The sequence below is a fragment of the Aeromonas mytilicola subsp. aquatica genome, from assembly GCF_044336385.1.
Lineage (GTDB): Bacteria > Pseudomonadota > Gammaproteobacteria > Enterobacterales > Aeromonadaceae > Aeromonas > Aeromonas rivipollensis.
The window spans coordinates 4,547,501-4,565,883 of the sequence record NZ_CP172298.1 but is presented as its reverse complement, the minus strand read 5'-3'; the positions used below and the strand labels follow the sequence as shown (position 1 = coordinate 4,565,883).

At 62.6% G+C, this 18,383-nt stretch carries 20 protein-coding genes (1 of these 20 cut by a window edge); 9 read left to right on the top strand and 11 right to left on the bottom strand.

Translation table 11 applies throughout. The features are described from left to right. Window positions 1-7 precede the first annotated feature (7 nt). The gene (gene glyQ, locus ACFWHB_RS20955; RefSeq protein WP_163155262.1) at window positions 8-934 is read right to left on the bottom strand and encodes a glycine--tRNA ligase subunit alpha; all 927 of its coding nucleotides are present in this window, start codon (window positions 932-934) and stop codon (window positions 8-10) included. Window positions 935-1,154: 220 nt separating this feature from the next. Here glyQ and ACFWHB_RS20950 point away from each other — a divergent pair, with 220 nt between their 5' ends. Beyond that, window positions 1,155-1,736, top strand: a complete 582-nt coding sequence (locus ACFWHB_RS20950; protein WP_395949181.1) for a DNA-3-methyladenine glycosylase I — start codon at window positions 1,155-1,157, stop codon at window positions 1,734-1,736. 61 nt (window positions 1,737-1,797) lie between these two features. On the opposite strand, the gene ACFWHB_RS20945 is transcribed toward ACFWHB_RS20950, so the two are convergent. Continuing rightward, the gene (locus ACFWHB_RS20945) at window positions 1,798-2,358 is read right to left on the bottom strand and encodes a cysteine hydrolase family protein (protein ID WP_395949180.1); all 561 of its coding nucleotides are present in this window, start codon (window positions 2,356-2,358) and stop codon (window positions 1,798-1,800) included. Window positions 2,359-2,646: 288 nt separating this feature from the next. Between ACFWHB_RS20945 and ACFWHB_RS20940 the strand changes: the two genes are divergently transcribed. The 4 genes from ACFWHB_RS20940 (at window position 2,647) to ACFWHB_RS20925 (ending at window position 4,503) form a co-directional block, all read left to right on the top strand. Continuing rightward, window positions 2,647-2,901: a hypothetical protein gene (locus ACFWHB_RS20940; RefSeq protein WP_106885432.1), complete on the top strand. Its 255-nt coding sequence runs from the start codon at window positions 2,647-2,649 to the stop codon at window positions 2,899-2,901. 175 nt (window positions 2,902-3,076) lie between these two features. Continuing rightward, complete coding sequence (locus ACFWHB_RS20935; RefSeq protein ID WP_106885433.1) at window positions 3,077-3,319, top strand: hypothetical protein; 243 nt, start codon at window positions 3,077-3,079, stop codon at window positions 3,317-3,319. A 120-nt stretch (window positions 3,320-3,439) separates the two neighbouring features. Beyond that, on the top strand, window positions 3,440-3,682 hold the full coding sequence (locus ACFWHB_RS20930; RefSeq protein ID WP_005323913.1) for a hypothetical protein: 243 nt from the start codon (window positions 3,440-3,442) through the stop codon (window positions 3,680-3,682). A 164-nt stretch (window positions 3,683-3,846) separates the two neighbouring features. After that, window positions 3,847-4,503 (top strand): OmpA family lipoprotein, encoded by a 657-nt coding sequence (locus tag ACFWHB_RS20925; RefSeq protein WP_106885434.1) that lies wholly within the window; start codon window positions 3,847-3,849, stop codon window positions 4,501-4,503. Between the two features lie 77 nt (window positions 4,504-4,580). Here ACFWHB_RS20925 and ACFWHB_RS20920 read toward each other — a convergent pair whose 3' ends face one another. Continuing rightward, the gene (locus tag ACFWHB_RS20920; RefSeq protein WP_106885435.1) at window positions 4,581-4,925 is read right to left on the bottom strand and encodes a RidA family protein; all 345 of its coding nucleotides are present in this window, start codon (window positions 4,923-4,925) and stop codon (window positions 4,581-4,583) included. A 21-nt stretch (window positions 4,926-4,946) separates the two neighbouring features. Continuing rightward, window positions 4,947-5,192, bottom strand: a complete 246-nt coding sequence (gene tusA / locus ACFWHB_RS20915; protein WP_106885436.1) for a sulfurtransferase TusA — start codon at window positions 5,190-5,192, stop codon at window positions 4,947-4,949. A gap of 281 nt (window positions 5,193-5,473) precedes the next feature. On the opposite strand from tusA, the gene ACFWHB_RS20910 reads away from it, so the two are divergent. Then, window positions 5,474-5,665, top strand: coding sequence for a hypothetical protein (locus tag ACFWHB_RS20910; protein WP_025328793.1), 192 nt, complete (start codon window positions 5,474-5,476; stop codon window positions 5,663-5,665). Between the two features lie 45 nt (window positions 5,666-5,710). Here the strand turns inward: ACFWHB_RS20910 and ACFWHB_RS20905 are convergent, their stop codons facing one another. The 7 genes from ACFWHB_RS20905 to ACFWHB_RS20875 form a co-directional block, all read right to left on the bottom strand. Next, the gene (locus tag ACFWHB_RS20905; RefSeq protein WP_289987491.1) at window positions 5,711-6,967 is read right to left on the bottom strand and encodes an ABC transporter substrate-binding protein; all 1,257 of its coding nucleotides are present in this window, start codon (window positions 6,965-6,967) and stop codon (window positions 5,711-5,713) included. Then, on the bottom strand, window positions 6,964-7,098 hold the full coding sequence (locus ACFWHB_RS20900; RefSeq protein WP_289987489.1) for a hypothetical protein: 135 nt from the start codon (window positions 7,096-7,098) through the stop codon (window positions 6,964-6,966). Before ACFWHB_RS20900 ends, ACFWHB_RS20905 begins: the two co-directional genes overlap by 4 nt. Before the next feature lie 118 nt (window positions 7,099-7,216). Beyond that, the gene (locus tag ACFWHB_RS20895) at window positions 7,217-8,662 is read right to left on the bottom strand and encodes an ATP-binding protein (protein WP_106885438.1); all 1,446 of its coding nucleotides are present in this window, start codon (window positions 8,660-8,662) and stop codon (window positions 7,217-7,219) included. A gap of 51 nt (window positions 8,663-8,713) precedes the next feature. Beyond that, window positions 8,714-9,436: a response regulator gene (locus ACFWHB_RS20890; RefSeq protein ID WP_025328790.1), complete on the bottom strand. Its 723-nt coding sequence runs from the start codon at window positions 9,434-9,436 to the stop codon at window positions 8,714-8,716. A gap of 284 nt (window positions 9,437-9,720) precedes the next feature. Next, window positions 9,721-10,884, bottom strand: coding sequence for an acetyl-CoA C-acyltransferase FadA (fadA, locus tag ACFWHB_RS20885; RefSeq protein WP_289981207.1), 1,164 nt, complete (start codon window positions 10,882-10,884; stop codon window positions 9,721-9,723). A gap of 21 nt (window positions 10,885-10,905) precedes the next feature. Further along, a complete protein-coding gene (gene fadB / locus ACFWHB_RS20880) occupies window positions 10,906-13,053 on the bottom strand; it encodes a fatty acid oxidation complex subunit alpha FadB (RefSeq protein WP_395949179.1) in 2,148 nt (715 codons plus the stop codon). 204 nt (window positions 13,054-13,257) lie between these two features. After that, window positions 13,258-15,195, bottom strand: a complete 1,938-nt coding sequence (locus ACFWHB_RS20875; protein WP_395949178.1) for an acetoacetate--CoA ligase — start codon at window positions 15,193-15,195, stop codon at window positions 13,258-13,260. 197 nt (window positions 15,196-15,392) lie between these two features. Here ACFWHB_RS20875 and pepQ point away from each other — a divergent pair, with 197 nt between their 5' ends. The 3 genes in view from pepQ to ACFWHB_RS20860 are tightly spaced (at most 36 nt apart) and all read left to right on the top strand, a layout consistent with a single transcriptional unit that may run on beyond the window. Further along, complete coding sequence (gene pepQ, locus ACFWHB_RS20870; RefSeq protein WP_106885442.1) at window positions 15,393-16,715, top strand: Xaa-Pro dipeptidase; 1,323 nt, start codon at window positions 15,393-15,395, stop codon at window positions 16,713-16,715. Next, window positions 16,715-17,332: a YigZ family protein gene (locus ACFWHB_RS20865; protein ID WP_106885443.1), complete on the top strand. Its 618-nt coding sequence runs from the start codon at window positions 16,715-16,717 to the stop codon at window positions 17,330-17,332. The genes pepQ and ACFWHB_RS20865 overlap by 1 nt, the downstream gene beginning before the upstream one ends. A gap of 36 nt (window positions 17,333-17,368) precedes the next feature. Further along, a protein-coding gene (locus tag ACFWHB_RS20860) for a TrkH family potassium uptake protein (protein WP_106885444.1) crosses the window boundary here: on the top strand, window positions 17,369-18,383 show its 5' portion. It continues 443 nt past the right edge of the window; the window shows 1,015 of its 1,458 coding nt (coding positions 1-1,015); it begins with the start codon at window positions 17,369-17,371; its stop codon lies beyond the right edge, outside the window.

Sequence of the window (18,383 nt, the reverse complement as noted above, 5' to 3'; positions counted from 1 at the left end):
CCGTTCCTTAACCTTGCTGCTCGTTGTTGCCACGCTTGCACATGGGGAAGCCCAGCGCTTCGCGGGAGGCGTAGTAAGCCTCGGCCACGGCCTTGGTCAGGGTGCGAATGCGCAGTATGTAGCGCTGGCGCTCGGTGACCGAGATGGCCTTGCGGGCATCCAGCAGGTTGAAGGAGTGGGCGGCCTTGAGGATGCGCTCGTAAGCGGGCAGCGGCAGGGGCGTTTCCAGAGCCAGCAGGTGCTGGGCCTCTTTCTCGTACTGCTCGAAGCAGTGGAACAGGAAGTCCACGTCGGCGTGCTCGAAGTTGTAGGTGGATTGCTCCACTTCGTTCTGGTGGAAGACGTCGCCGTAGGTGGTCTTGCCCAGGGGGCCATCGGACCATACCAGGTCATAGACGCTGTCCACGCCCTGGATGTACATGGCCAGACGCTCGAGACCATAGGTGATCTCGCCGGTGACCGGCTTGCATTCGAGGCCGCCAACCTGCTGGAAGTAGGTGAACTGAGTCACTTCCATGCCGTTCAGCCAGACTTCCCAGCCCAGACCCCAGGCACCCAGAGTCGGGTTTTCCCAGTTGTCTTCCACGAAGCGGATGTCGTGGATCTCGGGATCCATGCCCAGCTCCTTCAGGGAGCCGAGGTAGAGTTCCTGAATGTTGTCGGGGGAAGGCTTGATGATCACCTGGAACTGGTAATAGTGCTGCAGGCGGTTCGGGTTCTCACCGTAGCGGCCGTCGGTGGGACGGCGGGACGGTTGCACGTAGGCGCAGGCGATGGGCTCCGGGCCCAGGGCGCGCAGGCAGGTCATGGGGTGGGAGGTACCGGCACCCACTTCCATATCCAGCGGCTGAATGATGGTACAGCCCTGGCGGGACCAATAGTCCTGCAGCTGCAGGATCAGGCCCTGAAAGGTTTTGACATCGAATTTTTGCATAGTGTTTTTCGCGCGAAGTGAAATCAGAGCAAGATTTGCTGAATGTGAACCGAAGGAGTATACCGTCTGGCATGGTCGGATAATAGGCGAAATTGTAGGGGGTTCATGGGGCGGGGCTGCGCCGGGCCTGGTTGGCCCGGGATGAAAGCCCCGTCATGTCGCCGATGAAATCCCCTTGTCGGACAGAGAGTCGGACAGAGAAAATAACAGGAGACGAGGAATGGAACTGCGCTGCGCCTGGGTGACCAGGGACCCGGAATATATCGAATACCATGACAAGCAGTGGGGGCGGCCGGTGCGCGACCCGCGGGAGTTGTTTGCCAAGCTCTGCCTCGATGGCCAGCAGGCGGGGCTCTCCTGGATCACCATTCTCAAGCGCACCGACAGCTACTACCGCGCCTATGCCGACTTCGATCCCACCTTCATCGTCCGGTTCGACGAGCAGGATGTGGAGCGGCTGATGCAGGACAAAGGCATCATCCGCAACCGCCTCAAGGTGCAGTCGATCATCAAAAACGCCCGCGCCTATCTGGCGCTGGAGGCCCAGGGCATCGACTTCGCGGACTATCTGTGGGGCTTCGTCGGCGGCGTCCCCATGGTCAATCGGCGGCAGGGCAACGGCGATATCCCCGCCACCTCGCCAGAGTCTGACGCCATGGCCAAGGCCCTCAAGAAGCTGGGCTTCACGTTCGTCGGCAGCACCATCTGCTACGCCTTCATGCAGGCGGTGGGCATGGTGAACGATCATCTGGTGACCTGCCCCTGCCACGCCGAGTGCCAGCAGTCAGGGACGCCGGAATAAGCGGCCGGAGCAGAGGAAGAAGGGAGGCATGCTGCCTCCCTTCTTCGTTGTGGCGCCGTCATCAATCGGGTTGAAGGGTGTGGCTCAGCGCCTCGCACAGCTCGTCGCTGCTCATCAGCCGCACGAAGGGGCCGGCCAGGGTGGCGTTGTGGTGGGCGATGATCTGGGTTGCAGCAAGCTGCGGGGTATCCATGCAGGTGTGGGCATCGCTCACCAGCACCACGGCGTAGCCGAGATCCGCCGCCGCCCGGCAGGTGGTATCGATGCAGTACTGGGTCTTCATGCCGGTGACTATCAGGGTCTGCACCCCGCCCTCCTTCAGCCAGCCATCGAGGCCGGTGCCATGAAAGGCGCTGGGTCTGTGCTTGTCGAACACCCGATCGGCCTCGTCGACGACCAGCTCAGGGGCAAGTTGCCAGAACGGACTGCCGGCGGCTATGGGGCTACCGGCCGGGCCCGTGTGGCGCACCGCCAGCACGGGGACACCGGCGGCGCGGGCCGCCTGGCTCAGGCGATTGATGTTGGCCAGGGTCTCGGCACCGGCATGGGGCGCCTCCGGGCCGTGAAGAAGGCCGACCTGGAGGTCGATGGCGAGCAGGGCGGGGTGGGGCAGGGATGACATGGGCATGGCTCCGTGAGGAATGTCCCCCACTCTGGGGTCACTGGCCGTCGAGCGGCAACCCCGCATTTGGGGGGAGGCAGGCGCTGCCCCACCTTGCCCGCCCTGCCGCCGCGCCAGCTCCATCCTCCTTGCCCTTATGCCGGCGCCGGGAGTGATGAGCGATCACCTCGTCGGCCGCAGCTGCCAGGCTAGGTGTCAGCGGGGAAGGGGCCCATTTCCGCTGTTCGGTACAGCTGGCATACAGTCACTCCTGCTCAAAATCGGTCCATCAACATTGAGGGTTAATCCATGTCACTGAATTCATCTCGCATTCGCACGGCCGGCAGTCTGATCCTGGCGGCTTGCTCTCTGCTGGCCGTCCTGCCTGCCCATGCGGCCGATCGCCAGGACTCCCGCGATGTGCGTCAGGAGGTGCGTCCCGAGGTCCGCGATGCCAAGCAGGATTGCCGCGAAGCCGACCAGAAGGACAACTACGAGTGCCGTCAGGACAAGCGTGAAGTCAAACAGGACGTCAGAGAGAAAGCCAACGACGTCAAACGCTGATGAACGCGCCCGATTAGCCGGCAAGCGGCATATCGGGCCCTCAGCCGAGCGGGCTCACCGCCCCCAAGGGCCTGCGAGCCTGCTGGCGGGTAACTCGCCAGACACCGCCACCCGTGAATTCATATAAATCAGTTGCCGGATGCCCCGCCATCCCGTCGACCCCGTGGAGTTAATCATGAAGAAATGTGCCTTTATCTTGCTGGCTGCCAGCGCCCTGCTCTCCTCGTTGCCGGCACAGGCAACCGAACAGGCCGCAGAGCGCCGTGATGCTCGTGACGTGCGTCAGGACACCCGGGATGAATCCCGCGATGCCAAGCAGGAGTGCCGTGAAGGCGTGGTCGGCAATGCCGATTGCCGTCAGGATCATCGCGACAGCAAGCAGGAGGGCCGAGACGAGGCCCGCGACGTCAAATATTGATCCTGACAAGCCGCCTCCCTGTCGGGTCGCCATGCTGGCGCCCGTCCCGCGGTTATCTTGACCCCAGTGTATAATTCAGACATCCCAAGCCGGTGTATTTCGTTTAGCCAAGGAGCCACCATGAAGAAGACAGTATTCGCGCTGCTTGCAGCCACAGCCTTGTTGGCTGCCCTGCCTGCACAGGCAACCAAACAGGCCCAGGAGCGTCGCGAAGCCCGCGATGTGCGTCAGGATACCCGTCAGGAATCCCGCGACGCCAAGCAGGAGTGCCGCGAAGGCCTGGTGGGCAATGCCGATTGCCGTCAGGAGCACCGCGACAACAAGCAGGAAGGGCGTGACGAGGCGCGCGACATCAAATATTGATGTCCGGCCTGCCCGGGCAGGCAGCACTCATGCCGTGCACGGCATGACACGGGGGGCTTTGGCCCCCCTGTTCATATCCGCAATGCGCGCGTCACACTCTGGCGCCTCTCTGGGTTAGAATGCGCGGCCATCGGCTAGAGTCGTTCTTTTTCAGAGGTTTTTTCATGCATTTCAAGAAACTGGTTCCTGCACTTGCCCTGACCATCGCCATGACAGGCTGCACCACCAATCCCTATACCGGTGAATCCCAGACCTCCAAGGGCGCCTGGGGCGCACTGGCCGGTGCCGCCACCGGCGCTGCCGTGGGCGCGCTCTCCTCCAGCAAGGGTGATCGCAAGAAGGGCATACTGACCGGTGTGGCCGCTGGCGCCGCCCTGGGTGGTGGCATCGGTTACTACATGGATGTGCAGGAAGCCAAGCTGCGCGAGAAGCTGCAGGGCACAGGTGTCAGCGTGACTCGCAACGGCGATCAGCTGATCCTCAACATGCCGAACAATGTCACCTTCGACAGCTCCAGCGCCCAGCTCAAAGCCGCCGGTGCCAATACCCTGTCCGGCGTGGCCATGGTGGTTGCCGAGTTCGACAAGACCCGCCTGAACGTGGTCGGTCACACCGACAGCACCGGCTCCCGCGAGCTGAACATGAAGCTCTCCGCCCAGCGTGCCGACGCCGTCGCCGCCCAGCTGATCGGTCAGGGCGTGACCGGCAGCCGCATCGCCACCAGCGGCGTGGGCCCGGATCAGCCGGTTGCCACCAACAGCACAGCCGCCGGCAAGGCCCAGAACCGTCGTGTGACCATTACCCTGACCCCGACTGCCTAAGTCGCCCGGTTACCGGTAACGAAAAGGCCCCGCCAGTGATGGCGGGGCCTTTTGCTATCCCAGGCTGGGCGGGCGGCTCAGACTGCTGCGGTCAGCTGCACTTCCACCTTGTAGCCTTCGTGGGCCAGGCGGGCCTGCACGCAGGCGCGAACGGGCGCTGTGCCGGCCGGTATCCAGGCATCCCACTGGGCGTTGAAGGCGGCTATGTCGCCAATGTCCTTGAGATAGATGTTGGCCATCAGGATCTTGTCGACCCCGGAACCGTTGGCTTCCAGCAGGCGTTGCAGGCTGGTCAGCACTTCGCGGGTCTGCTGGTGAATGTCGGCCTCGTCGGTGGCGGGGACTTCCACCACATAGAGGGTGCCGTTGTGGATGACAACATCAGACCAGCGGGCCGTGGTGCCGATTCGGGTAATCGTCATGGATTGCTCCGGTACAGGGGCTCATTGACCCTTGCGGATCAGATAGCGATAGGGGGCCTGCTCTGTCTCGCTGGCGATCAGGGTGTGATCCATGAAGCGGCAGAAACTCGGGATGTCGCGGGTGGTGGAAGGGTCGTCGGCACTGACCAGCAGGGTCTCGCCTTCGGCCATCAGCCGCACTTTCTTGCGCACCATCATCACGGGCTCGGGGCAACGAAGCCCGATTGCGTCCAACGCGTGAGTCGCATTGCAGAATAAATTACTCATTAATAATCAACCTTCAGCCGCACCTTCTTGCGCACTATCGTCACGGGCTCGGGGTAACGAAGCCCGATTGCGTCCAACTCATGAGTTGCGTCGCAGAATAAAGCACTCATCAATATTCAACCTTCAACCAATTCAGCTGCCAATGATACTCAAGGCGAAAAAATAATCAAACCTCAGGGTCTTCGAGCAGCATATGTAACCAAAGTGTGATCCAGCTCTATCCAGACCTTGCCCGATGAGTAATATAAAAATTGAACCATATTCAACAAGGAGGTGTGAATATGCAGGTCTCCTACGGCAGATTGCAAGCCTACGCAGGCATGGGGTTCCTGTCGTTCGCCATGATAGTGCTGGGCAGCCCGATCGGAAACACCGGCACCTGGTTCGGGTCCATGGTGATGATAGGGCTGGGGCTCTGGATCGAGCTCAGCGACTACTACGACGAGGATGAGGACGAGAACGATCAATCCTGAATCGGATGACGATTCACCCACAAAGGCGGAGCGATTCCGCCTTTGTCATTTCTGCTCCGCGCCTGAGCGGGTCGAGCGCATGGCCCGCTCCAGCTGCTGCGCCGTCTGCTCCGAGTTGGCCTTGGGATCGTTGAAGAAGCTGCTCAGCACATCCATGATCCCCTGACGCATATTGGTCGGAACGGCCATGCCCTCCGCCATGCTGGGCAGCAGGTTGCCGTCCCGCTCCGCCAGCTGGAAGTCATGGTAGGAGCGGATGGCGCAGCGATCGAACTTGCTCATGTCAGGCTGGGTGAGGGCTGGGATTGAGCCCTTCACCCGGTTGAACTCCTCCTGGAATCTGGGCGTCATCAGCAGGCGGGCCAGCTCGCCCTGGGCTTGCAGCTGGGCGGGATCCCGCTGCTTGAACATGGCGATGGAGTCCAGGTTGTAGCTGAAGAGGCCTTGGCTGCCCGGGCTTGGCAGGCAGTCGATGTCCTCCCCGGGTCTGTAGTTGCCGGCGCTCAGCTCCCCCTTCACCCAGTCCCCCATGAGCTGCATGGCGGCGCCGCCGCTCTCCAGCAGGTTGGTGGCCTGGTGCCACTTCAGGCCGGCGTATTTTTCCGGCACATAGGCGCGCAACTGCTGGAAGCGGGTCAGTACCCGCACCATGTCGGGGCCGGTCAGGGTGGCGCTGTCCTGCTCCAGGAAGGCCTTGCGATAGAAGGCCTTGCCCCCTTCACCGAGTGCTACCGTCTCGAACAGCACCGCCAGCTGCCAGGGCTCGTTGCCGATGGCCAGCGGCGTGACGCCCTGCGCCTTGAGCTGCTCCGCCACCGTCATGAAGTGCTCCCAGTCGGTGGGGGGCGTCAGCCCCAGCCGCTCGAACAACTTGCGGTTGAGCCACAGCCAGTTGACCCTGTGGATGCCGGTGGGCACCGCCATCAGGGCACCGTTCTGGCTGAGGGTGTCACGGACCATGGGGGAGAGCTGCGGGTACCAGCCGAGGTGCTCGGCCATGGGGCTGAGGTCGCGCAGGAAACCCAGGCTGGCCCACTCGTGTAGCTCATAGCCCTTGAGGTGCGCCGCCTCCGGCGGATTGGCCGCCAGCGCCCGGCTTTTCAGCACCGTCATGGCGCTCTTGCCGCCGCCGCCCTGCACCGCGAAGTCGTTCCACTGGTTGCCCTGCTCGGCCCATTCCGATTTGAGCACTTCCACCGCCTTGGCCTCGCCACCGGATGTCCACCAGTGCAACACCTCCACCTGGGAGGCGGCGACGGGCAGGGAGAGCAGGGCGACAATGGCAAACGGGAACAACTTCATACTGTGACTGCCTTGATTGAAGGAGAGTGGCCGGTGCCGACCTCACGCCACCAGTGCAGCACCCCGACGCGCTGGGAGGCGGCGACGGGCAGGGAGAGCAGGGCGACAATGGCAAACAGGAACAACTTCATACTGTGACTGCCTTGATTGAAGGAGAGTGGTCGGTGCCGACCGCACGCCACCAGTGCAGCACCCTGACGGGCAGAGACAACAGGGCGATGACAGAAAACGACAACCACTTCATAAGCTTTACTGCCTTGGTAGGGAGAGGGTGGCCTGCAGGCCGCCCTGGGGGCGATTTTCCAGCACCAGATCGCCGCCGTGGGCGTGGGCTATGTTGCGGGCTATGCCAAGACCCAGTCCGGTTCCGGCGGAATCCGTACTGAGGCGGTAGTAGGGCTCGAAGATGCGCTCGAACTGATCCTCCGGCAGACCGGGGCCCTCGTCCATGATGAAGAGGATCAGCATCTCCTCGTCATCCATCAGGATGACGCGCACCCGGTGGCCGTACTTGATGCCGTTGTCCACCAGGTTGCCGATGCAGCGCTTGAGGGCCAGCAGCTTGCCGCGATAGGGCCACTTGCAGTGCCCCTCTATGGTGAGCAGATCCTCGTGCAGGTTCATGGCCTCCGCCATCTGCTCCAGCAGGGCATTGATATCGATGAGCTCGAGGTTCTCGTGAATGTCGGTCTCTTTCACCGTCTGCAGCGCCCCCTTCACCATCAGCTCCAGCTCGTCCAGATCCTTGTTGAACTTGGCTATCTGGGCTTCGTCGTCGAGCAGTTCGACCCGCAGCCGCAGCCGGGTGATGGGGGTCTTGAGATCGTGGGAGATGGAGCTGAACAGCCGCTCCCTGTCGTCTATGAAGCGGCGGATGCGCTGCTGCATGATGTTGAAGGCGCGGGTCGCCGCCACTATCTCGGAGGCACCCTCCTCCTTGAGGGAGGGCTGATCTATGTCCTTGCCGAGGTTGACCGCCGCCTTGGCCAGCCGGCGCAGGGGCCGGGTCTGCCAGCGCACCAGCATGAAGGTGAAGAAGCAGAGGAAGACAGTCATCAGGGCGATGAAGCGCACCTGGTTGCTCGGCATGACGGTGTCATCCAGCGTCATGTAGGGGGCCGGCAGCAGGGCCGCCAGATAGAGCCACTCACCTGGCTCTATCTCGATCTGGGTCACCAGCACCGGGGGATTGATGGGCTCCAGCGACAGGGTATAGCGGGCCCAGGAGGAGGGCAGGTCTGCCAGCAGGGTGTCGTTGTTGAAGACGTGCAGCTCCTCGGGACGGGAGAAGTCCACCTTGATGGCCATGGCGTCGGAGAGTTTGCGGGTCAGCACCTCCTCCACCTCTTTAAGCACCAGCGTCTTGCGCTCGCTGTCCGGGATGGCGCTGATGTGGATCTCTTCTTCATTCAGGGAGACGAAGAAACGGCTGCCCCCCATGTTGCGCAGCTGATCCAGGGCGATGTGGCGGTACTGCAGCGGTAGGGACTTGAAGAAGTTGACTGTGGAGGCGGCGGAGAGCGCCAGGTTGCGGGTGGTGCTGAGCATGCCCTCCAGCTCCCGCTTCTGGATCTGCTGCATCCAGATGCCGGTGAGTATGGTCTGGGAGAGCAGGATGGCGAGCAGCAACAGCAGCAGCATCCGTGACAGCAGGGAGCGGGGGACCAGTGCCTGCCAGAATCGCCGACCTCTCATGGGATCTCGTGCCTCTTGTCAGTCAGCATGCTGTTGCTACCTTTTTACCCTTCACGGGATCTCGTGCACTTCCGCGATCAGCATGTAGCCGCTGCCGCGTATGGTCTTGATGATGCGCGGGCTCTTGCCGTTATCGCCCAGCTTCTGGCGCAGACGGCTGATCTGCACGTCGATGCCGCGCTCCATGGGCAGGCTCTCGCGGCCCCGAGTGGCATCGGAGATGGTGTCCCTGTCCAGCACCACGCCGGGCTGTTGCAGGAACATGCCGAGCAGCAGGGCGTCGCTGCCGGAGAGATCCAGCAGGCTGCCGTCGTCGTGGGTCAGCTGGTGACTCAGGGTGTCCAGGGTCCAGTCGGCGAAGCGCAGGCGGCGGCTCGGCTCTTTTTCTTTCTCCGGCTGGCGGAATTCGGCACGGCGCAGCAGCGCCTTGATGCGGGCCTGCAGCTCGCGCGGGCTGAACGGCTTGGCGATGTAGTCGTCGGCGCCGAGTTCGAGGCCGATCACCCGATCCGCCTCATCGGAGGCAGCGGTGAGCATGATGATGGGTACCTGGGAGTCGCGACGGATCTGCTGGCACAGGGTAAAGCCGTCGTCGCCTGGCATCATGATATCGAGAATGATGAGGTCCGGGCTGTGCAGGGCGAGTTGCTGGCGCATCTCGTTGCCCTCGGCCGCCGTCAGCACCTGAAAACCCGCCCGGGTCAGGTATTCGTTGAGCAGCTCGCGGATCTCCTGATCGTCGTCGACGATAAGCAGTTGTTTGCTCGTTGACATATGTATGTGCATCCACCCATTTTTTTGTGCAGATTGAACCTGTCGGGGGAGCAAAAAGCAAGCAAGGCCCCCCTCTAATGTGAAGTTATGGGCAATATAGCCCCCGAATCGGCCCTGATCGGGATAACGGAATAAAAAAGGCCGACCCAAACGGGCCGGCCAACACGCAGATTCCGACGGCAGGTGCGCACCCCGTGTGGCGCGCTCCACAGACTCGACAACGGGCCGGACGGGCCGACCCCAAAATGACAATGCAGGCTCACGCTTGGTGTGAGCCGCTTAGATCACACCCGCTCGAACACAGTGGCTATGCCCTGGCCCAGGCCGATACACATGGTGGCGACCCCCAGGGTGGCATCCTTCTCTTCCATCAGGTTGATCAGGGTGGTGGAGATACGGGCACCGGAGCAGCCGAGGGGGTGACCCAGGGCGATGGCGCCGCCGTTCAGGTTCACCTTCTCGTCCACCAGATCCTGCAGGCCGAGATCCTTGACGCAGGGCAGGGACTGGGCGGCGAAGGCCTCGTTCAGCTCGAACAGGTCGATGTCGCCCACGGTCAGACCGGCACGCTTGAGCGCCTTCTGGGTGGCCGGCACAGGGCCGTAACCCATGATGGCGGCGTCACAGCCGGCGATGGCCATGGCGCGCACCCGGGCGCGGGGGGTGAGGCCCAGCGCCTTGGCGCGATCCGCGCTCATCACCAGCATGGCGGCGGCGCCGTCGGACAGGGCCGAAGAGGTGCCGGCGGTCACTGTGCCGTTGACCGGGTCGAACACAGGGCGCAGCTGGCTCAGGGTTTCGACCGTGGTCTCCGGGCGGATAACCTCGTCGTAGTCGTAGAAGAAGCGGGCGCCACTGGCGTCATGGCCTTCCAGCCCGACAATTTCCTTGGCGAAGCGTCCTTCCAGGGTCGCGGCATGGGCGCGGCGGTGGGAGCGGGCGGCAAACTCGTCCTGCTGCGCTCGGCTGATGCCGTGCAGCTTGCCGAGCATCTCGGCGGTCAGCCCCATCATGCCGGAAGCCTTGGCCACGGATTTCGCCATGCCGGGGTGGAAGTCGACGCCGTGGCTCATGGGCACATGGCCCATGTGCTCGACGCCGCCGATGATGAAGATGTCCCCATCACCCACCTGGATGGCGCGGGAAGCGTCATGCAGCGCCTGCATGCTTGATCCGCACAGACGGTTGACGGTGACCGCCCCCACCTGCTTCGGAATACCGGCCAGCAGGGCGGCGTTGCGGGCTATGTTGAAGCCCTGCTCCAGGGTCTGCTGCACGCAGCCCCAGTAGATGTCCTCGATCTCGTTCGGGTCGAGGTTGGGGTTGCGCAGCAGGATGGAGCTCATCAGGTGCGCGGACAGATCTTCTGCACGCACGTTGCGGAAGGCGCCGCCCTTGGACCGGCCCATGGGGGTCCGGATACAGTCGACAATGACTACGTCTTTCATGAATGGATCTCCTTTCCGCAATCAGTAGAAGGTTTTGCCCTGGGCGGCCATCTCGCGCAAGCGGTCGCTGACGCGGTAGAGCGGGCCCAGGTCGGCATACTGGTCGGCCATGGCCACGTAGCGATCCAGACCTATGGTGTCCAGATAGCGGAACACGCCGCCGCGGAAGGGAGGGAAGCCCAGACCGTAGACCAGTGCTATGTCGGCCTCGGCCGGCGTGGCGACTATGCCCTCTTCCAGACAGAGCACCACCTCGTTGATCATGGGGATCATCATGCGGGCTATGATGGCGTCCTTGTCGAACTCCTGCTTCGCCTTGGCGATGGGGGTCAGCAGCTCGTAAGCGGCCACATCGGCCACCTTCTTCGGCTTGCCCTTCTTGTCCTGCTCGTAGGCGTAGAAGCCCTTGCCATTCTTCTGGCCGAAGCGGCTGGCGTCATACATCACGTCGATGGCGGTACGACCTTCCTTGCTCATGCGCGCCGGGAAGCCTTGCGCCATGACGTCACCGGCATGGTGACCGGTGTCTATGCCGACCACGTCCAGCAGATAGGCGGGGCCCATGGGCCAGCCGAACTCCTTCTCCATCACCTTGTCGACGGCCGCAAAGTCGGCGCCATCGGCGACCAGCTTGTTGAAGCCGAAGAAGTAGGGGAAGAGCACGCGGTTGACGAAGAAGCCCGGGCAGTCGTTGACCACCACCGGGGACTTGCCCATGGCGGCGGCATAGGCCACCACGCGGTTGATGGTGTCGTCCGATGTCTGCTCGCCGCGGATGATCTCCACCAGGGGCATGCGGTGCACCGGGTTGAAGAAGTGCATGCCACAGAAGTTCTCGGGGCGCTTCAACCCCTTGGCCAGCAGGGAGATAGGAATGGTGGAGGTGTTGCTGGCGAGCACGGCGTCGTCGCCGATAACGCTTTCCACTTCGCCCAGCACGGCTGCCTTCACCTTGGGATTCTCGACCACGGCTTCGACCACCAGATCCACGTGCTTGACGCTGTCATAGCTCAGGGTCGGGGTGATGGCGGAGAGCACCTGGCCCATCTTGATGCCGTCGATGCGGCCCTTCTCGAGCTGGCCGTTGAGCAGCTTGGTGGCTTCGCCCATGCCAAGCGCCAGCGCCTTCTCGTTGATGTCCTTCATCACCGCCGGAATGCCCTTGCTGGCGGATTGGTAGGCGATGCCGCCCCCCATGATGCCAGCACCCAGTACGGCGGCGTGGCTGGTGGCCTTGGCAGCTTGTTTGGCGGCCTTCTTGGCCAGCGCCTTGATGTGCTGATCGTTGAGGAAGATGCCGACCAGCGCCTTGGCCACGTCGGTCTTGGCCAGTTTGATGAAACCTTGCGCCTCGACGTTGAGCGCCTCGTCGCGGCTCATGCCGGCGGCGGCCTCGACGGTTTTGACTGCTGTCATGGGCGCCGGATAGTGCTTGCCCGCCACGGCGGCAACCATGCCGGCGGCTGTGGTGAAGCTCATCATGGCTTCCAGCTTGGAGAGGCGCAGCGGCGCCTTCTTGGCGGCGCGACGGCTCTGCCAGTCCAGCTTGCCCGCGATGGCGTCTTTCATCATCTGCACCGCAGCGCTGTGCAGCGCGTCGGGGGCGACCACGGCATCGATGGCACCCACCTTGAGGGCGTCATCGGCACGGTAATCCTTGCCGGTGGTGATCCACTCCAGGGCGTTGTCGGCGCCGATCAGGCGCGGCAGACGGACTGTGCCGCCAAAGCCCGGCATGATGCCGAGTTTGGTCTCGGGCAGGCCGATCCTGGCAGTGGTGTCAGCCAGACGGAAATCGGTGGAGAGTATGGTCTCGCAGCCGCCGCCCAGGGCGTGGCCCTTGATGGCGGACAGGGTCGGCACCGGCAGATCTTCGATGGCGCTGAAGATGTCGTTGGCCTTTTTCAGCCAGCCGAGCAGATCTTCTTGCGGCAGATCGAACAGTTCCAGGAATTCGGTGATGTCGGCGCCGACGATAAAGGCGTCTTTGCCGGAGGTGAGGATCAGACCCTTCAAATCGGCTTGTTGCTTTAATGCGGCGATCGCTTCGCTCAGCGAGAGCAGGGTAGCGCGATCCAGCTTGTTGACTGAACCCGGGGCATCAAACCTCAGCTCGGCAATGCCGTGTTCGAGGTAGCTGACCGACAGGGTTTCGCCTTGGTAGATCATGAGAGTGTCTCCTTGTTCCCACGCGGTGGGGGGCTTTGCTCCTTTCTCCCCAGCAGGGGGCGAGGCTCACTATTGATCCAAAAGGAGACATTTTCAACACCTATTTAAAACATTTGTTTAACAGAACTCGAGTAAAAGCTCCTCATCACAAAACGGGCAAAAGAGAGGCGCCTTGCGGCGCCTGCTCTGGATATGAGTCATTTATCAACTGGCCAGCTCGGGCCTGTTGCGATACTGGTTCAGCACCTCGGGGTCGGCGAGGGCATGGGTGTTGTTGACCGGCCTGTTGTGCACCACCTCCCGCACCGCCAGCTCGACTATCTTGCCGGACTTGGTGCGGGGGATGGCATCCACCTGCAGGATGCGGGCGGGCACGTGGCGGGCCGTGCTGTGCTCGCGGATCTGCTGGCGAATGCGCTCGCGCAGTGGCTCGTCCAGTTTCATGCCAGCCTTGAGCTTGACGAACAGCACCACCCGCTCGTCCTGCTGCCACTGCTGGCCGATGACGATGCTCTCCTCCACCTCGTCCAACTGCTCCACGTAGCGGTATATCTCGCTGGTGCCGATGCGCACCCCCCCCGGGTTGAGGGTGGCATCGGAGCGGCCATAGAACAGGATGCCGCCGGTCGGGGTCAGCTCTATCCAGTCGCCGTGGCACCAGATGTTGTCGAACCGCTCGAAGTAGGCGGCGTGGTACTTGTCGCCGTTCTCGTCGCCCCAGAAGTAGATGGGCTGGGCCGGGAAGGGCTTGGTGCAGACCAGCTCCCCCTTCTCCCCCTGTACCGGCTGGCCGGCCTCGTTGAACACCTGTACCGCGAGGCCGAGTCCGCGACCCTGGCTCTCGCCGCGATAGACGGGGCTCAAGGGGTTGCCTATGACGAAGCAGGAGCAGATGTCGGTGCCGCCGGAGATGGAGCTGAGTTGCACATCCTGTTTGATCCCCTGATAGACATAGTCAAACCCCTCCGGCGAGAGCACAGATCCGGTGCTGCAGATAAGCCGCAGTTGTGGCAAGCCGTGGGTGCTGATGGGGGCATAACCCTGCTTGTGCAGGGCATCCAGATACTTGGCGGAGGTGCCAAACAGGCTGACCTGCTCGTCGCGGGCGAGATCCCAGAGCGCGTTGCCATCCGGGTAAAACGGCGAGCCGTCATAGAGCACCAGGGTGGCGCCGGAGGCGAGGGCGCTGACCAGCCAGTTCCACATCATCCAGCCACAGGTGGTGAAGTAGAACACCCGTTCCCCCGGCTTGATGTCGCAGTGCAGCTGGTGCTCTTTCAGATGTTGCAGCAGGGTGCCGCCTATGCCGTGGACTATGCACTTGGGTTTGCCGGTGGTGCCGGAGGAGTAGAGGATGTAGAGCGGATCGTTGAAGGCCATGGACTCGAAGGCGAGCTGGGCCCCGGGCTGGCTCGCCAGCACCTGATGCCAGTCGTGACCGAGCTGCAGGGGGTTGCCGAGCAGGGGGATCATCACAGTCTGCTCTATGCTGTTGATTTGGCTCACTACGCTGGCGACCTTGGCCTGAATGTCGATGGCCTTGCCGCCATAGCGGTAGCCATCCACCGCAAACAGCACCCGGGGCCGGGTCTGGCCGAAGCGCTCCACCACACTGGCTTCACCGAAGTCGGGGCTGGTGGAGGTCCAGATAGCGCCCAGGCTGGTGGTGGCCAGCATGGCTACCACGGTTTCCGAAATATTGGGTAGATAGGCGGCGACCACGTCGCCACGGCCTATGCCCTGGCTGCGCAGCCACTGGGCCAGTCGGGCCACCCGATCGCCGAGCTCGGCCCAGCTCAGGGTCTGGCTCACCCCCCCTTCGAGGCGGGAGATGATGGCCGGGCTCTCGTCCAGGCGGCGCAACAGGTTCTCGGCAAAGTTGAGCCGGCTGTCGGGGAACCAGCGGGCGCGCTGCATCTCCTGGCGGTTCTCCGCCACTATGTCCCCCAGCTCTCCCTTGACGCCGCAGTGCTGCCACACCAGCGGCCAGAAACGGGTGGTCTTCTCCACCGACCACTGATAGAGGTCGGCGTAGCTGCGTAATTGCAGGCCGTGGAAGTGGTTGACCTCGGCCATGAACTGGTGGAGGTTGGAGTGCTGCATCCTGTCCTGATCCGGTTTCCACAGACAAAGGTTTTGCATGAATCGTTCCTGACTGCTGATATCTACTGTCTACCGGCAGTGTATTGAATTGTGTTTGATTTGTTAATGATTGGTTTTCTGTTGATAACAAACACTTTGTAACGCATGCGTTACCTCACGAAGCGGCAGCTTGACGGGTCGAGCCGCCCCGAGCTTGGTGTTATGCTGCTATCACATTCACCTCGGAGCAGGACGCCATGAGCAGCTACAGCCAACTTTTTGCCCAGCACCTAGACACCCTGCAGCAGCGCACCCGCGACATTCTGCAACAACAGGGGCTCAGCGGACTGGCCATCCACTCCGGCCAGACCCACCGCATCTTCCTCGACGATCAGGATTACCCCTTCAAGGTCAATCCGCACTTCAAGGCCTGGTTGCCGGTGCTGGACAATCCCCACTGCTGGCTGCTGGTGGACGGGGTGAGCAAGCCGGTGCTGCTGTTCTACCGGCCGGTGGACTTCTGGCACAAGGTGGCGGACCTGCCCAATGCCTTCTGGGTCGACTTCTTCGACATCCGCTTCCTGACCAAGCCGGAGCAGGTGGCGGATCATCTGCCAGCCGACAAGCAGGAGTGGGCCTATCTGGGCGGTCATCTCGAGGTGGCCCAGCTGGTGGGATTGGGACAGCCCAATCCGGAGGCGGTGCTCAATTACCTGCACTACCACCGTGCCTACAAGACGCCCTATGAGCTGGAGTGTCTGCGGGCGGCGAATCGGCTCGGGGTGCGCGGCCACATTGCGGCCAAGGACTCCTTCATGGCGGGGGCAAGCGAGTTCGAGATCAACCTGGCCTACATGAAGGCGGTCGGGCAGGGGGCCAATGAGGCGCCCTATGGCAACATAGTCGCCATCAACCGCAACGCGGCCATCCTCCATTACACCCATCTGTCGACCCAGCGGGTACCGGATGCGGAGCGCCACTCCTTCCTGATCGATGCCGGGGCGGATTATCACGGCTATGCCTCCGACATCACCCGTACCTGGGCCTGGCGCCGGGGCGAGTTTGCCGATCTGATCGCGGCGCTGGATGCGCAGCAGCAGGAGATCATCGCGGAGATCAAGCCCGGTCGCCGTTACAGCGAGCTGCATCTGCAGATGCACCACAGACTGGCGCGCTTGCTGCAGGCCACCGAGCTGGTGGACATGTCGGTGGACGAGATGATCCACACCGGTGTCACCAATGTGTTCTTCCCCCATGGCCTGGGGCACTTCCTCGGCCTGCAGGTGCACGATGCCGGTGGCTTCATGCAGGACGAGCGGGGTACCCACCTGGCGGCGCCCGAGCAGTTCCCCTATCTGCGCTGCACCCGGGTGATGGAGGTGGGGCAGGTGTTCACCATAGAACCCGGCCTCTACTTCATCGACAGTCTGCTGGAGCCGCTGCGCCAGGGTGAGCAGGGCAAGCGGGTCAACTGGAACAAGGTCGAGGCGCTGCGCCCCTTCGGTGGCATCAGGATCGAGGACAACGTCGTCCTGCATGGGGACGGGGTGGAGAACCTCACCAGGCAAGCAGGGCTCTGATGGCCGCAGACTATGCCATTCCGGCCGCGCCGCTGGAGCTTTGCGAGGAGATCAAGAAGAGTCGCTTCATCACCCTGATTGCCCATGCACCGACGGTCGAGGCCGCCAAGGCCTGGATCGGCGAGGTGAAGCGGCAGCACCCGACGGCCCGGCACCATTGCTGGGCCTTCGTCGCCGGGGCTCCGCAAGACAGCCAGGTCTATGGCTTCAGCGATGACGGTGAACCCTCGGGCACCGCCGGCAAACCCATGCTGGCCCAGCTGATGGGGGCCGGCATCGGCGAGATAGCGGCCGTGGTGGTGCGTTACTACGGTGGCGTCCTGCTCGGGACCGGCGGCCTGGTCAAGGCCTATGGTGGCGGGGTGGGGGCTGCGCTCAAGCGGCTCGAGACCCGCATCAAGCGCCAGCAAACTCCTTCCCTTATCTGCTGCGACTATGGCGACATGGGGGCGGTGGAAGCCCTGATCTCGACCCACCAGGGTCAGTTGCTGGCCGCCGATTATGGTCAGCAGGTTCGCCTGCAGGTGGCTTGGGATGCGGCCATCTGGAGTCAGGTGGATCAGGAAATGACAGACCGAACCCATGGCCGGGTATCTCTTCGCCCCTTAGATGGCTAGAATCCATCGCTCTTTTAGCCTGAAGGGGGAGCCGGAATGCAGATTCTGAGCATCATTCGTATCGTTGGTCTCTTGGTCGCGCTGTTCAGCTCGACCATGCTGCTGCCAGCGATGGTTGCTTTTGGGTATCGCGATGGTGGCGGTGCCGAGTTTGTGAACTCCTTCTTCATCGCCCTCCTGCTCGGTGCCCTGCTCTGGTTCCCCAATCGCCATCAGAAGAAAGACCTCAGATCCAAGGAAGGCTTCCTCATAGTGGTGCTGTTCTGGGTGGTGCTGGGCAGCGTGGGGGCAGTCCCCTTCATCATCAGCGACGTGCCGAACATGTCGGTCTCCGAGGCCTTTTTCGAATCTTTCTCCGGTCTGACGACCACGGGGGCGACTGTGTTGACCGGGCTGGACGATCTGCCCAAGGCCTTTCTGTTCTACCGCCAGCTACTGCAATGGCTGGGGGGCATGGGGATCATAGTGCTGGCCGTGGCCGTTCTGCCGTTGCTGGGGATCGGGGGCATGCAGCTCTATCGTGCCGAGATCCCGGGGCCGGTCAAGGACAACAAGGTAACCCCGCGCATAGCCGAGACGGCCAAGGCGCTCTGGTTCATCTATCTGTTGCTGACGACCCTCTGTGCCCTGGCCTACTGGATGGCGGGGATGACGCTGTTCGATGCCATCTGCCACTCCTTCTCCACCTTGTCGGTGGGCGGCTTCTCGACCCACGATGCCAGCATAGGTTTCTTCAACAGCCCGGCCATCAACCTGATTACCGTGCTGTTTCTGCTGCTGGCCAGCGTCAACTTTGCCCTGCATTTCATGGTATTCGCCCACAAGCCCGTGCGGTTGAGCAGCTATCTGCGGGACTCCGAATTGAAGGTGTTCCTGGGCATCCAGGGCGTGCTGGTGCTGATCTGCTTCGTCTCCCTGCTGTTCCATGGTCACTACGCCACCTGGCAGGAGGCGCTCAACCACGGCCTGTTCCAGGCGGTCTCCCTTGGCACGACCACGGGCTACAGCACGACCAGCTATGCCGACTGGCCCTCTTTTCTGCCCATGTTGC